The 12,297-nt window shown below is 54.8% G+C and carries 17 protein-coding genes; 7 read left to right on the top strand and 10 right to left on the bottom strand.

Annotated elements, in window-relative coordinates; translation table 11 throughout:
- Nucleotides 1-18: 18 nt before the first annotated feature.
- The 9 genes from ptsN to BMF08_RS02990 all read right to left on the bottom strand — a co-directional run bounded on the left by ptsN (nt 19) and on the right by BMF08_RS02990 (nt 6,768).
- Complete coding sequence (gene ptsN / locus BMF08_RS03030) at nt 19-510, bottom strand: PTS IIA-like nitrogen regulatory protein PtsN (RefSeq protein ID WP_072569562.1); 492 nt, start codon at nt 508-510, stop codon at nt 19-21.
- A gap of 82 nt (nt 511-592) precedes the next feature.
- Nucleotides 593-880 (bottom strand): ribosome hibernation promoting factor, encoded by a 288-nt coding sequence (gene hpf / locus BMF08_RS03025; RefSeq protein WP_072569563.1) that lies wholly within the window; start codon nt 878-880, stop codon nt 593-595.
- Between the two features lie 22 nt (nt 881-902).
- Nucleotides 903-2,336 carry an RNA polymerase factor sigma-54 gene (gene rpoN, locus BMF08_RS03020; RefSeq protein ID WP_072569564.1) on the bottom strand — a complete coding sequence of 478 codons (1,434 nt, stop codon included), beginning with the start codon at nt 2,334-2,336 and terminating at the stop codon, nt 903-905.
- Nucleotides 2,337-2,383: 47 nt separating this feature from the next.
- Nucleotides 2,384-3,109: an LPS export ABC transporter ATP-binding protein gene (lptB, locus tag BMF08_RS03015; RefSeq protein ID WP_072569565.1), complete on the bottom strand. Its 726-nt coding sequence runs from the start codon at nt 3,107-3,109 to the stop codon at nt 2,384-2,386.
- Nucleotides 3,110-3,115: 6 nt separating this feature from the next.
- A complete protein-coding gene (gene lptA, locus BMF08_RS03010; RefSeq protein WP_072569566.1) occupies nt 3,116-3,670 on the bottom strand; it encodes a lipopolysaccharide ABC transporter substrate-binding protein LptA in 555 nt (184 codons plus the stop codon).
- Nucleotides 3,639-4,214 carry an LPS export ABC transporter periplasmic protein LptC gene (lptC, locus tag BMF08_RS03005; protein WP_072569567.1) on the bottom strand — a complete coding sequence of 192 codons (576 nt, stop codon included), beginning with the start codon at nt 4,212-4,214 and terminating at the stop codon, nt 3,639-3,641. Before lptC ends, lptA begins: the two co-directional genes overlap by 32 nt.
- Nucleotides 4,211-4,777, bottom strand: coding sequence for a 3-deoxy-manno-octulosonate-8-phosphatase KdsC (gene kdsC / locus BMF08_RS03000; RefSeq protein WP_072569568.1), 567 nt, complete (start codon nt 4,775-4,777; stop codon nt 4,211-4,213). The genes lptC and kdsC overlap by 4 nt, the downstream gene beginning before the upstream one ends.
- A 14-nt stretch (nt 4,778-4,791) precedes the next feature.
- The gene (gene kdsD / locus BMF08_RS02995; RefSeq protein WP_072569569.1) at nt 4,792-5,778 is read right to left on the bottom strand and encodes an arabinose-5-phosphate isomerase KdsD; all 987 of its coding nucleotides are present in this window, start codon (nt 5,776-5,778) and stop codon (nt 4,792-4,794) included.
- A gap of 12 nt (nt 5,779-5,790) precedes the next feature.
- A complete protein-coding gene (locus BMF08_RS02990; protein ID WP_072569570.1) occupies nt 5,791-6,768 on the bottom strand; it encodes a calcium/sodium antiporter in 978 nt (325 codons plus the stop codon).
- Nucleotides 6,769-6,992: 224 nt separating this feature from the next.
- Between BMF08_RS02990 and mlaF the strand changes: the two genes are divergently transcribed.
- From mlaF to murA, 7 genes are all read left to right on the top strand, one after another.
- Entirely contained in the window at nt 6,993-7,805 is an 813-nt protein-coding gene (mlaF, locus tag BMF08_RS02985) for a phospholipid ABC transporter ATP-binding protein MlaF (protein ID WP_072569571.1), read from the top strand.
- Between the two features lie 7 nt (nt 7,806-7,812).
- Nucleotides 7,813-8,595, top strand: coding sequence for a lipid asymmetry maintenance ABC transporter permease subunit MlaE (mlaE, locus tag BMF08_RS02980; RefSeq protein ID WP_072569572.1), 783 nt, complete (start codon nt 7,813-7,815; stop codon nt 8,593-8,595).
- A 3-nt stretch (nt 8,596-8,598) separates the two neighbouring features.
- Nucleotides 8,599-9,153: an outer membrane lipid asymmetry maintenance protein MlaD gene (mlaD, locus tag BMF08_RS02975; RefSeq protein ID WP_072569573.1), complete on the top strand. Its 555-nt coding sequence runs from the start codon at nt 8,599-8,601 to the stop codon at nt 9,151-9,153.
- Nucleotides 9,154-9,166: 13 nt separating this feature from the next.
- Nucleotides 9,167-9,802: a phospholipid-binding protein MlaC gene (mlaC, locus tag BMF08_RS02970; protein ID WP_072569574.1), complete on the top strand. Its 636-nt coding sequence runs from the start codon at nt 9,167-9,169 to the stop codon at nt 9,800-9,802.
- The gene (gene mlaB, locus BMF08_RS02965) at nt 9,802-10,095 is read left to right on the top strand and encodes a lipid asymmetry maintenance protein MlaB (protein WP_072569575.1); all 294 of its coding nucleotides are present in this window, start codon (nt 9,802-9,804) and stop codon (nt 10,093-10,095) included. The genes mlaC and mlaB overlap by 1 nt, the downstream gene beginning before the upstream one ends.
- 126 nt (nt 10,096-10,221) lie before the next feature.
- Nucleotides 10,222-10,476, top strand: coding sequence for a BolA family iron metabolism protein IbaG (ibaG, locus tag BMF08_RS02960; protein WP_072569576.1), 255 nt, complete (start codon nt 10,222-10,224; stop codon nt 10,474-10,476).
- Between the two features lie 53 nt (nt 10,477-10,529).
- Nucleotides 10,530-11,789 (top strand): UDP-N-acetylglucosamine 1-carboxyvinyltransferase, encoded by a 1,260-nt coding sequence (gene murA / locus BMF08_RS02955; protein ID WP_072569577.1) that lies wholly within the window; start codon nt 10,530-10,532, stop codon nt 11,787-11,789.
- 63 nt (nt 11,790-11,852) lie between these two features.
- On the opposite strand, the gene sfsB is transcribed toward murA, so the two are convergent.
- Nucleotides 11,853-12,125: a DNA-binding transcriptional regulator SfsB gene (gene sfsB / locus BMF08_RS02950; RefSeq protein ID WP_072569578.1), complete on the bottom strand. Its 273-nt coding sequence runs from the start codon at nt 12,123-12,125 to the stop codon at nt 11,853-11,855.
- Nucleotides 12,126-12,297 lie beyond the last annotated feature (172 nt).

Below are 12,297 nucleotides of genomic sequence, written 5' to 3'. Positions count from 1 at the left end.
ACGAAGGCCATTTCCTGGTTAAGCATCATCCCGGGAGCCTTCTGTTTCCGTGATGATTTGATAAAGTTCTTCATCGCTTTGCGCGCTGCGCAGACGGCGACAAATGGTTTTATCCGCCAGGCGGCGGGCGACTAAAGAGAGCGTATGCAGATGCGTTTTGGTCTGGTCGGCCGGCACCAGCAGCGCAAACAGCAAATCCACCGGCTGGTTGTCGATAGCATCAAAGGCGATCGGCGTTTCCAGCTGCACAAAGACGCCCACAGCGCGCAGCGTATCTTCCTCCAGCTTACCGTGGGGGATCGCGATACCGTTGCCGATACCGGTGCTGCCCATTTTCTCACGCGTCAAAATCGCCTCGAATACCACCTGCGGCGGTAAGCTTAGCTGTTTGGCGGCCAGTTCACTGATGATTTCCAGCGCACGTTTTTTGCTCTGGCAGTGAACGCCGCTGCGGGTACATTCCTGGTTAAGGACATTGCTCAATTGAAGAGCTGAATCGTTGTTCATCATAATTTCACCTAAGCGCTAACGGTACAAAGGGCCCGTTGTGTCTCACAACAGGCCGTCCTGCACCCGTTAACTGCCCGGACAATTAGTGTTGTTTCAGTTTATCTTTATGTTTAGTGAGCTGCCGTGAAAGTTTATCAATTAAACCATCAATGGCGGCATACATATCCTGCCCTTCCGCACTGGCGTGGATCTCTCCGCCGTTGACATGCAGGGTGGCGTCGGCGATATGCGTCACCTTTTCCACCTTCAGAACAATGTAGACCTGATTGATCCTGTCAAAAAATTGCTCCAGCTTGGCAAATTTTGTCTGTAAAAATTCGCGCAAGGGCTCAGTAATCTCGACGTTATGTCCTGTGATATTGAGCTGCATAGTGTCTTCCTTATCGGTTGAGTCAGACCAGCTGTTTACGCTGGTTAGACGGCGGAATGGATAAAGACTCTCGATACTTCGCAACAGTGCGGCGCGCTACCATGATACCCTGGTCGGACAGCAGGGTAGTTAGCTTACTGTCACTCAGTGGTTTCGCAGGGTTTTCTGCGGCTATCAGTTTCTTCACCAGCGCGCGAATGGCGGTGGACGATGCTTCGCCGCCGCTGTCGGTATTCACATGGCTGGAGAAGAAATATTTGAGCTCAAAAATGCCCCGTGGGCTGTGCAGGTACTTCTGGGTAGTCACACGTGAAATGGTCGATTCGTGCATCTCGACGGCCTGGGCAATGTCGGCCAGCACCATCGGTTTCATATATTCTTCGCCTTTATCAAAAAAGGCCTGCTGCTGCTCAACGATACAGCGGCTGACGCGCAGCAGCGTGTCGTTACGGCTTTCCAGACTTTTGATCAGCCATTTGGCATCCTGCAAATTACTGCGGATAAACTGGCTGTCCGCGTCATTACGCGATCCGCCGCACATGGCGGCATAGTGCTGATTGATTTGCAGGCGGGGAATGCTGTCGGAATTAAGCTCGACAGTCCAGCGCCCCTGATGCTTACGTACCAGCACGTCAGGGATAACATATTCGGGTTCGCCCGTCTGGATCGACTGGCCGGGTCGCGGATCGAGCGACTGGATCAGATTGACGGCTTCTTTTAGCACATCTTCTTTCAGCCGCGTTACGCGCATCAGAGATCGGAAATCATGGTTCGCCAGCAGATCAAGATGATCGCTGATGATCAACTGCGCTTCGTCGCGCCAGGGCGTGTCTTTGCTAAATTGCGACAGCTGGATCAGCAGGCAGTCACGCAGATCGCGGGCGGCAACGCCGATCGGATCAAAACGCTGTACGCGCTTGAGCACCGCCTCGACCTCATCCAGCCCGATCTCCTCATCGCCCATGCTTTCAAGAATATCGTCCAGCGAGACGGTGAGATAACCGGTGTCATCAACGGCGTCGACGATGGAGGTGGCAATGGCGCGATCGGTATCCGAGAAGGGGGTCAGTTCCACCTGCCACATCAGGTAATCCTGCAGGGACTGGGTGGTTTCACCCTGATAAACCGGCAGTTCATCATCCTGATAATCGACACCGTTACCCGAAGGCGTACCGGCGGTGTAGATCTCGTCCCAGCTGGCATCCAGCGGCAGCTCGTCGGGCATCTCTTTCTGTTCAAGGGCGTCGACGGCGTCCAGGTTTTCGGTGTCCTGTGTCGGTTGGGCGTCTATCTCATCGTGAAGATCGGTTTGCTCCAGCAACGGGTTGCTTTCCAGCGCCAGCTGAAGCTCTTGCTGAAGTTCCAGCGTAGACAATTGCAACAGACGGATGGCCTGCTGCAATTGTGGCGTCATGGCCAGTTGTTGGCTGAGCCGTAATTGCAAACCTTGCTTCATATTCAGAGCAGTCTTCTCCGCTTAAACCCTTTATTTTCTCTACCCTATCAGAGTCTGAAGCCTTCCCCAAGATATACGCGCTTAACCTGTTCGTCTTCAAGGATTTGCTGCGGCGTACCATGGGCAATCAGGTGCCCCTGGCTGACGATATAAGCCCGCTCACACACGGCCAGGGTTTCGCGGACGTTATGGTCGGTAATCAGCACACCGAGGCCGCTGTCGCGCAGGTGCTCGATAATACGTTTGATGTCGATAACCGAAATTGGATCCACGCCCGCAAAAGGTTCATCCAGCAGAATAAATTTCGGATCCGCGGCCAGCGCGCGGGCGATTTCCACACGGCGGCGTTCACCGCCTGACAACGCCTGGCCGAGGTTATCGCGCAGGTGTTCAATGTGGAACTCTTCCATCAGCTCATTGGCGCGATCTTCACGCTGTTGCGAGGTCAGATCGTCACGGATTTGCAGCACCGCCATCAGGTTATCGAACACGCTCAGACGACGGAAAATCGACGCTTCCTGCGGCAGATAGCCGATGCCGCGACGAGCGCGGGCGTGCAGCGGCAGCAGACTGATGTCTTCATCATCAATGATAATGTTGCCCGCATCGCGCGGCACGATGCCTACCACCATGTAAAAGGTGGTGGTTTTACCCGCCCCGTTAGGGCCTAACAGACCGACAATTTCACCGGATTTAACGGTGAGGCTGACGTCTTCCACCACGCGGCGGCCTTTGTAAGCTTTAGCGAGATTTTTTGCAGTTAAAGTTGCCATAACGGATCAGTTACTCTTTTTTTGTGCCGGAGCCGGGGTTGCGCTTTTGTCCTGCAGTTGCGACGGCACCAGAACGGTGGTGACGCGCTTACCTTTCTCGCTGTAAGCCTGCATTTTCTGCTCTTTCACCAGATAGGTAATTTTGTCGCCTTTGATGTTGCTGTCGAGCTGCTCAAGGAAGGCATCGCCGGTCAGCACCACGAAGTCATTTTGCAGTTCATAGTGCAACTGAGAGGCATGGCCTTTTACCGGCTTGCCGCTATCCTGCATCTGGTAGAAAGTGGCTGGCTTGCCGAAGCCGTCAATCACTTCTTTACCTTCTTCGCCGCCGGGACGCGTCACCACCACTTTATCGGCATTGATTTTGATGGTGCCCTGGGTGACGACAACGTTGCCGGTGAAGGTCACGACGTTGCCCTGCATGTCTAACGATTGCTGATCGGATTCAATGTGAATGGGCTGATCGGTATCACCGGTCAGCGCAAACGCGGGAATGCTGGCGGCCAGAAGCGTACTGGCAAGCATAAGGTTAAGGCTGAGTTTGTTTGTTTTGAATTTCATATGAGGTTCTAACCTTTTCAATCAGCTCGGCGTTTTTGCTGCGTAAGTTGCCGCGCATTTTCAGGCCGCTGGAATTAAATGTCGTACCGTACAACGTAACCAGATCGTTTGACGTCACATCCTGAGTGATCAGGTTAATCTGGGCGTTATCCGTGGTGATTTTACGCAGTTGAGCATCAGCGGTCAGGGCGTTGACCTCAACGTGTCCATAAAGATAAAGCATCCGGTCATCGGTCAGTTTGGCCTTATCTGCCTTAATTGACCATGTAGGAATTTTGTCTTTGTCGAAAGTCGTCAACACCGGCTGCGTGAACCACGACAGCGCCTGGTCGGAAAAATATTCAACATGCTGCGCGATCAGGCGGTAATTCAGCGCCCCTTCCGGGCTGTAAACCACCGTGTCCGTGTGCTCGCTGCGGTAGGTCGGCTCATTGGTGTTTGCCACCACCTGCTCTGTGTCGTCTCTGTCTGCCAGATTAATGCCAATCAGCACCAGTATTACCAGCGACAGCAGAATGATAACCCAACGTCTGGTTTTACTCATATTGATTGCCCTGTGGCTGCTTCAAGTTTGCCCTGCGCCAGTAACAGCAGATCGCAGACTTCCCGGACGGCTCCGCGGCCGCCATTAATGTAGGTCACGTAATCGGCACGCGGGATCAGCATCGGGTGCGCATCAGCGACCGCCACGCTCAGACCCACGTCCGCCATCACCGGCCAGTCAATGAGATCGTCGCCAATATAGGCCACTTCATCGGCTGATACCGCCAGATCGGAAAGCAGCTGTTTAAACGCAATGCGTTTATCGGACTGCCCCTGATACAGATGCGTAATGCCGAGCGTAACGCAGCGATCTTCTAACAGTTTAGCCTTACGGCCCGTAATTATCGCCACCTCAATACCGGAGGTGAGGGCGCAACGAATGCCATAACCATCACGGACGTTAAACGCCTTTAACTCTTCGCCGTTGTTGCCCATAAAAATCAGTCCATCCGACATGACACCATCCACGTCGAGGATCAGCAGGCGGATTTTCTCCGCCTTTGCCATCACTTGCGCGCTGACGGGACCGTAGCAGGTTGCAAGTGAAGCACCAGCGTTACTCATTCTTTTTATCCTTATTACACTACGCCTGCGCGCAGTAGATCATGCATATGTACCACACCCAGCAACTGGTCGCCATCGGCAACCATAACCACGGTGATGTGGCGGGACTGCATCAGGTTGAGCGCGTCGACCGCCAGCACCCCGGAACGTACGCGAATACCGCCGGGAGTCATGACGTCAGCAATGCCGAGATTGCGGACATCCGCGCCCATATCGAATACGCGGCGTAAGTCGCCGTCGGTGAAAATACCTTCGATTTTCATCAAATCGTCGCAGATGACCGTCATGCCCAGATTTTTGCGTGTGATCTCCAGCAGCGCATCGCGCAGCGTGGCGTCTTTGCTGACGTGGGGGATCTCATCGCCGGTGTGCATGATGTCATTCACCCGCAGCAGCAGTTTACGGCCAAGGGCGCCGCCCGGATGGGAAAGCGCGAAATCTTCCGCCGTAAAGCCGCGGGCCTTTAACAGCGCCACCGCCAGCGCATCGCCCATCACCAGCGCCGCGGTGGTGCTGGAGGTCGGTGCCAGCCCCAGCGGGCAGGCTTCGCGCGGTACTTTAACGCATAAATGAATGTCTGCCGCCCGCGCCATACTGCTTTCCGGGCGGCTGGTCATGCAGATCAGCGGCACCTGCAAACGCTTTAATACCGGGATTAGCGCCAGGATCTCGTTGGATTCGCCGGAATTCGACAGGGCGATGACAATATCCTGCGGCGCGACCATCCCCAGATCGCCGTGCGCCGCTTCGCCGGGATGCACGAAGAACGACGGGGTGCCGGTGCTGGCGAAAGTCGCCGCCATTTTGCGGGCGATATGACCCGATTTGCCCATGCCCATCACCACGATTTTACCGGCGCAGTAGAACATTTTTTCGCAGGCTTCGCTGAAGTCCTGATTAATGTACTGATCGAGATGTGCCAGGCCTTCACGTTCAATATCCAGGACATCCTTACCTGCCTGCTGAAAGTCAAAGCCCGGCGGCAAATCTATTTGCGACATATTCAGTTCCCATTAACCGGTAAAAAAAGGCGACAGCCAGTAGAGCATCGCCATCCAAAGGATAAAGCCGCCGATCAACAGCGCGCCCGCGCCTTTACCCGTCTGACGCCGTGGACGCCAGCACAACAGGGCGAAAATCACGCTGACCACCAGCATTACCCCATAATCACGGCTGAACGCGAGCGGGTTAAACGCGCCGGGGGCAATAAGCGCCGGCAGGCCCAGCACGATAGCTAAATTGAAAATATTGGAACCAATAATGTTCCCGATGGCGATGTCATCTTCGCCTTTGCGGGCGCCCGCAATCGCCGTCGCCAGTTCCGGTAAGCTGGTGCCAATGGCGATGACGGTCAGCCCGATGGTCAGCTCGCTCATGGCAAAGAAGTTCGCCAGCACGGTGGCGTTATCGATCACCATGCGGGTGGCCATCGGCATGATGATCAGCGCCACGCCTAACCACAAAAAGGCCACCGACAGGCTGCCTTCGCGGGGCAACTCGGCGATCTGCTCGCGGGTCAGGCTGTCATTGCCCTGACGTTCGGCGAGGCGGCCTATTTTCACAATAAACAGCAGCCATGCAACCGCCAGTAATAGCAGGAAGATCCCGTCCAGACGGGTCAGGCTGCCGTCATAGAGCACGCTGCCTGCCAGCAGGCTCATGATTAACATTAGCGGCAATTCGCGACGCAGAATATCAGAATGTACGGTAAAAGGATGGAGCAGGGCGGCAAGGCCTAAGATCAACAGAATGTTGACGATGTTGGATCCGATCGCCGTGCCGATCGCCAGATCGATCTGCCCGTGCATAGAAGCGGCGGCGGAAACGATGATTTCAGGCAGCGAGGTGCCGATACTGACTACCGTAAGGCCGATGACAAGCGGCGGGATCCCCAGACTGCGGCAAAGGATAGATGCGGCAAACACCAGACGATCGGCACTGTAGACCACCAAAAGTAAACCAATTATTAACAGCGCCGTGGCTAAAAGCATCTAAAGTCCTTTCTTCAGGTATAATCATCGGCCCGCTACCACGATCGTCTGGCAGGATTGGGATCGTAAAACCAATGATTTCCTAATTTTGACTTTATGCGGCTTAAAAGTAAAACAAATGCCAGCTTTCGCTAACCACAGCGAGTAATATTCTGTAAAAATGTTGGGTTCAGGGTGCGACAACGCGAAATGCTTACCCCTAACAAGGCTAAAAGGATCAGTAAATGAGCCAGACTGTGGCGAATTTAGTCGATGTCCGAGGCGTCAGCTTCTCACGGGGCAGCCGGACCATCTTCGACAATATTTCGCTGACGGTCCCGCGCGGAAAGATCACCGCGATCATGGGTCCGTCAGGGATCGGTAAGACAACGCTGCTTCGCCTCATTGGCGGTCAGATCCCGCCGGATGCCGGTGAGATCTTATTTGATGGCGAAAACGTGCCGGAGATGTCCCGCACCAGGCTGTACACCGTGCGCAAAAGAATGAGCATGCTGTTTCAGTCCGGGGCGCTGTTCACCGATATGACCGTTTTTGATAACGTCGCCTATCCGTTGCGTGAACATACGCCTTTGCCTGCGCCCTTGCTGAAAAGCACGGTGATGATGAAGCTGGAAGCCGTCGGGCTTCGCGGCGCGGCTAAACTGATGCCGTCTGAACTGTCGGGCGGCATGGCGCGTCGCGCGGCGCTGGCGCGGGCCATCGCGCTGGAACCCGATCTGATCATGTTTGATGAGCCTTTTGTCGGCCAGGATCCCATCACCATGGGCGTGCTGGTAAAGCTGATTTCAGAACTGAACAGTACGCTGGGCGTCACCTGTATCGTCGTCTCCCATGACGTACCGGAAGTGCTGAGCATCGCGGATTACGCCTATATTGTGGCGGACAAAAAAATCGTTGCCCATGGCAGCGCGCAAGGATTGCAGGAGAATGCCGATCCCCGGGTGCGTCAGTTCCTGGATGGCATTGCGGATGGGCCGGTACCTTTCCGTTTTCCTGCTGGCGATTATCTTCACGATTTATTAGGAACAGGGAGTTAATCCACTCATGCTGTTAAATTCACTGGCTTCCCTCGGACAGCGCGGCATCAGTATGCTCGCCACGTTCGGGCGCGCCGGGTTGATGTTATTCAATGCGCTGGTCGGTAAACCCGAGTTTCGCAAGCATGCGCCGCTGCTGGTTCGCCAGCTTTATAACGTGGGCGTGCTGTCGATGCTGATCATCATCGTGTCCGGTTTTTTTATCGGCATGGTGCTGGGGTTGCAGGGCTACCTGGTGCTGACCACGTATAGCGCGGAAACCAGTCTCGGTATGCTGGTGTCCCTTTCGCTGCTGCGTGAACTCGGGCCGGTCGTCGCCGCGCTGCTGTTCGCTGGCAGGGCCGGTTCTGCGCTGACCGCTGAAATCGGGCTGATGCGCGCCACCGAACAGCTTTCTAGTATGGAAATGATGGCCGTCGATCCGCTGCGGCGGGTGATTTCACCGCGCTTCTGGGCGGGGGTGATCTCGCTGCCGTTGCTGACGATTATTTTCGTCGCCGTCGGCATCTGGGGCGGTTCGCTGGTGGGCGTGAACTGGAAAGGCATTGATGCCGGCTTCTTCTGGTCAGCAATGCAAAACGCCGTCGACCTGCGTCTGGATCTGGTTAACTGTCTGATTAAGAGTGTGGTGTTCGCCATTTCGGTAACCTGGATTGCATTATTCAATGGTTATGATGCAATTCCGACCTCAGCAGGGATTAGCCGGGCTACTACACGTACCGTTGTGCACTCATCGTTGACCGTTCTTGGCCTCGATTTTGTGCTCACCGCACTGATGTTTGGGAATTGAGTGATGCAAACGAAAAAAAGTGAAATTTGGGTTGGCGTGTTTTTGCTGATCGCCATGCTGGCGGCGCTGTTTGTTTGTCTGAAAGCGGCGGATGTGACCTCTTTGCGCAGTGAACCGACGTACCGTATTTATGCCACTTTCGATAACATCGGCGGCTTAAAAATGAACTCCCCGGTGCGTATCGGCGGCGTTGTCGTTGGACGGGTCGCGGATATTACCCTTGACCAGAAAACCTATCTGCCCCGCGTGTCGCTGGATATTGAAGAGCGCTACAACCAGATCCCGGACACCAGCTCGCTGGCGATCCGCACCTCTGGCTTGCTGGGCGAGCAATATCTGGCATTAAACGTCGGCTTTGACGACCCGGAGCTGGGGTCTTCTATGCTTAAAGAAGGCAGTACGATCCAGGACACCAAATCGGCCATGGTGCTTGAGGATCTGATCGGACAATTCCTTTACAACAGCAAAGGAAACGATAATAAGCCATCAGAGGATGCGCCAACGCCGGATGCCGCTAATACTGATGCAACGGCACCTGCTGGCCCGACGATTCATTGAGGAGAATTAACGCATGTTTAAACGACTTTTAATGGTAGCAATGCTGGTGATTGCCCCGCTGACTGCCGCCACTGCGGCGGATCAGAGCAATCCTTACAATATGATGCAGGAAGCGGCGAAAAAGACCTTTGATCGCCTCAAAAACGAACAGTCGCAAATCCGTTCCAATCCGGATTACCTGCGTCAGATCGTCGATCAGGAGCTGCTGCCCTATGTGCAGGTAAAATATGCCGGCGCGCTGGTGCTGGGTCGCTACTACAAAGAGGCTACCCCAGCGCAACGTGACGCCTACTTTGCTGCGTTCCGTGAATATCTGAAGCAGGCCTATGGCCAGGCGCTGGCGATGTACCACGGTCAGAGCTATCAGATTGCCCCGGAAAAACCGCTGGGCGATGCGACTATCGTGCCGATCCGCGTCACCATCATCGATCCCAACGGTCGTCCGCCGGTGCGTCTGGATTTCCAGTGGCGTAAAAACAGCCAATCCGGTAACTGGCAGGCATATGACATGATCGCCGAAGGCGTCAGCATGATCACCACCAAACAGAACGAGTGGAGCGATCTGCTGCGTACTAAAGGTATTGATGGCCTGACCGCGCAGTTGCAGTCGATCTCTCGTCAGAAGATCACCCTGCAAGAGAACAAATAATGGCGCAGCATCTCAGCTGGACACGTGACGGCGAGCGCCTTGCATTACAGGGCGAGCTTGATCAGGACGTGCTTAACCCGCTCTGGGATGCGCGAGCTGAGGCGCTGCAGGGCGTGAGCGTCATCGATCTCACCGCGCTTACGCGGGTGGATACCGCTGGCGTCGCCCTGCTGGTGCACTTCATCGCCCTGGTCAAAAAACAGGGCAGGGCGGTGAAACTGGAAGGCGTCAGCGATAACGTCCTGACATTAGCGCAACTTTATAATTTGCCTGCCGACGCCCTGCCTCACTAATATTTTCAGTACGTTACTACCCGTAGCCTCGCGAGATTTTTTAGCGAGGCTTTTTGCTTATTTAAGACAGCGCCACTTTCCTCTAAGATGTTGGACTGTTTTCATTCTCGGACAATAGTAGATCCCATGGAAAATCATGAAATTCAGAGCGTGCTGATCAATGCACTCTCACTCCAGGAAGCCCACGTCACCGGCGATGGCAGTCACTTTCAGGTTATTGCTGTGGGTGAAATTTTTGACGGCATGAGCCGGGTCAAGAAGCAGCAAGCTGTTTATGGCCCGCTGATGGAATACATTGCGGACAACCGCATCCATGCCGTCTCGATCAAAGCGTATACCCCGGCTGAATGGGCGCGCGATCGTAAACTTAACGGTTTTTGAGCTGCCGGTTACGCACCGTCAGCATTTGTGAATTCTTAACAGAGAACAGATGAATGGATAAGTTTCGTGTACAGGGGCCAACGCGGCTTCAGGGCGAAGTGACAATTTCCGGCGCGAAAAACGCGGCCCTGCCAATTCTTTTCGCCGCTTTGCTGGCCGAAGAGCCTGTTGAAATCCGTAACGTTCCGAAACTGAAAGATATTGATACCACCATGAAGCTGCTCAGCCAGCTGGGCATGAAAGTGGATCGCAACGGCTCCGTGTGGATCGATGCCCGTGACGTCAATATCTTCTGCGCGCCTTACGATCTGGTGAAAACCATGCGCGCTTCTATCTGGGCGCTTGGCCCGCTGGTGGCGCGTTTTGGTCAGGGTCAGGTTTCCCTGCCGGGCGGCTGTGCGATTGGCGCGCGCCCGGTTGACCTGCACATCAGCGGCCTTGAGCAGCTGGGCGCGCAGATCAAACTGGAAGAAGGTTACGTTAAAGCGTCTGTGGATGGCCGCCTGAAGGGTGCGCATATCGTGATGGACAAGGTCAGCGTTGGTGCGACCGTCACCATCATGTCCGCCGCTACCCTGGCAGAAGGCACCACCATTATCGAAAACGCGGCCCGTGAGCCGGAGATCGTCGATACGGCGAACTTCCTCAATACGCTGGGCGCGAAGATCACCGGCATGGGTACCGACAAGATCACCATCGAAGGCGTTGAACGTCTTGGCGGCGGCGTCTACAGCGTGCTGCCTGACCGTATCGAAACCGGTACTTTCCTGGTGGCGGCAGCCATTTCCGGCGGCAAAATTGTTTGTCATAAAGCGCAGCCGGATACGCTGGATGCGGTACTGGCGAAACTGCGTGAAGCGGGTGCCGATATCGAAGTGGGCGAAGACTGGATCAGCCTCGACATGCACGGCAAACGTCCGAAAGCGGTTAACGTGCGTACCGCGCCGCACCCGGCTTTCCCGACTGACATGCAGGCGCAGTTCACGCTGCTGAACCTGGTGGCGGAAGGGACGGGCGTGATCATCGAAACGATCTTCGAAAACCGTTTCATGCACATTCCTGAGCTGATCCGTATGGGCGCGCACGCCGAGATCGAAAGCAACACCGCGATCTGCCATGGTGTGGAAACCCTGTCGGGCGCGCAGGTGATGGCGACCGATTTGCGTGCGTCCGCAAGCCTGGTACTGGCGGGTTGTATCGCAGAGGGCACCACCATCGTCGACCGTATTTATCATATCGACCGTGGTTACGAGCGTATTGAAGACAAACTGCGTGCGCTCGGTGCGAACATTGAGCGCATAAAAGGCGAATAAGCTAAGCGGTAATGCAACCCCCTGTACGCAGGGGGTTGTTGCATTGTAGATGGCGTACAGCCGCTATTTATGCTTCTGCTGGCGCATCATGCTGGTGCGATCGATAAACTCATGGGTGACCGGATCGTGGTAACGCGACGGCCAGATAATCCAGGGATCCGTGTCCAGCGCCTTCGCAATGATCCATTCCCCTTTCGGCCATGAGCGCGTCAGCGCATTTGCCAGCGTCGATGAACTTAGCCCGTTCCGGCGCGACTCCGCGGCCAGCGACGTCCCTTTCTTACGCAATCCGGCGATGATATCGGCAGGATGCCAGTCGATAAATTTATTTTCCATCACTCCTCCCTGCGGTTGAATTATGTGCGGCTTATCCTGATGCGCCGCAGCAATTCACTATACTCCTTGCGACGTGTTGTTCTAAAAAGTTCATGTAAACGAAAGTGCAATTCAGAATTTATTAAGGTCGAAATAGCAGGATATAAGCGCTTATCGGGAAGGTAGTGAAAAC

The sequence above is a fragment of the Enterobacter sp. SA187 genome, from assembly GCF_001888805.2.
GTDB lineage: Bacteria > Pseudomonadota > Gammaproteobacteria > Enterobacterales > Enterobacteriaceae > Enterobacter_D.
Note: the sequence above shows the minus strand (reverse complement) of the source record. Positions and strands in the feature narration are given on the sequence as shown.

Bases quoted from the DNA above. Each gene is read 5' to 3' on its own strand.
- lptB (WP_072569565.1), bottom strand. From the start codon at position 3,109: ATGGCAACTTTAACTGCAAAAAATCTCGCTAAAGCTTACAAAGGCCGC.
- mlaF (WP_072569571.1), top strand. From the start codon at position 6,993: ATGAGCCAGACTGTGGCGAATTTAGTCGATGTCCGAGGCGTCAGCTTC.
- BMF08_RS02990 (WP_072569570.1), bottom strand. From the start codon at position 6,768: ATGCTTTTAGCCACGGCGCTGTTAATAATTGGTTTACTTTTGGTGGTC.
- mlaC (WP_072569574.1), top strand. From the start codon at position 9,167: ATGTTTAAACGACTTTTAATGGTAGCAATGCTGGTGATTGCCCCGCTG.
- lptA (WP_072569566.1), bottom strand. From the start codon at position 3,670: ATGAAATTCAAAACAAACAAACTCAGCCTTAACCTTATGCTTGCCAGT.
- mlaD (WP_072569573.1), top strand. From the start codon at position 8,599: ATGCAAACGAAAAAAAGTGAAATTTGGGTTGGCGTGTTTTTGCTGATC.
- ptsN (WP_072569562.1), bottom strand. From the start codon at position 510: ATGATGAACAACGATTCAGCTCTTCAATTGAGCAATGTCCTTAACCAG.
- kdsD (WP_072569569.1), bottom strand. From the start codon at position 5,778: ATGTCGCAAATAGATTTGCCGCCGGGCTTTGACTTTCAGCAGGCAGGT.
- kdsC (WP_072569568.1), bottom strand. From the start codon at position 4,777: ATGAGTAACGCTGGTGCTTCACTTGCAACCTGCTACGGTCCCGTCAGC.
- mlaE (WP_072569572.1), top strand. From the start codon at position 7,813: ATGCTGTTAAATTCACTGGCTTCCCTCGGACAGCGCGGCATCAGTATG.
- hpf (WP_072569563.1), bottom strand. From the start codon at position 880: ATGCAGCTCAATATCACAGGACATAACGTCGAGATTACTGAGCCCTTG.
- mlaB (WP_072569575.1), top strand. From the start codon at position 9,802: ATGGCGCAGCATCTCAGCTGGACACGTGACGGCGAGCGCCTTGCATTA.
- rpoN (WP_072569564.1), bottom strand. From the start codon at position 2,336: ATGAAGCAAGGTTTGCAATTACGGCTCAGCCAACAACTGGCCATGACG.
- sfsB (WP_072569578.1), bottom strand. From the start codon at position 12,125: ATGGAAAATAAATTTATCGACTGGCATCCTGCCGATATCATCGCCGGA.
- murA (WP_072569577.1), top strand. From the start codon at position 10,530: ATGGATAAGTTTCGTGTACAGGGGCCAACGCGGCTTCAGGGCGAAGTG.
- ibaG (WP_072569576.1), top strand. From the start codon at position 10,222: ATGGAAAATCATGAAATTCAGAGCGTGCTGATCAATGCACTCTCACTC.
- lptC (WP_072569567.1), bottom strand. From the start codon at position 4,214: ATGAGTAAAACCAGACGTTGGGTTATCATTCTGCTGTCGCTGGTAATA.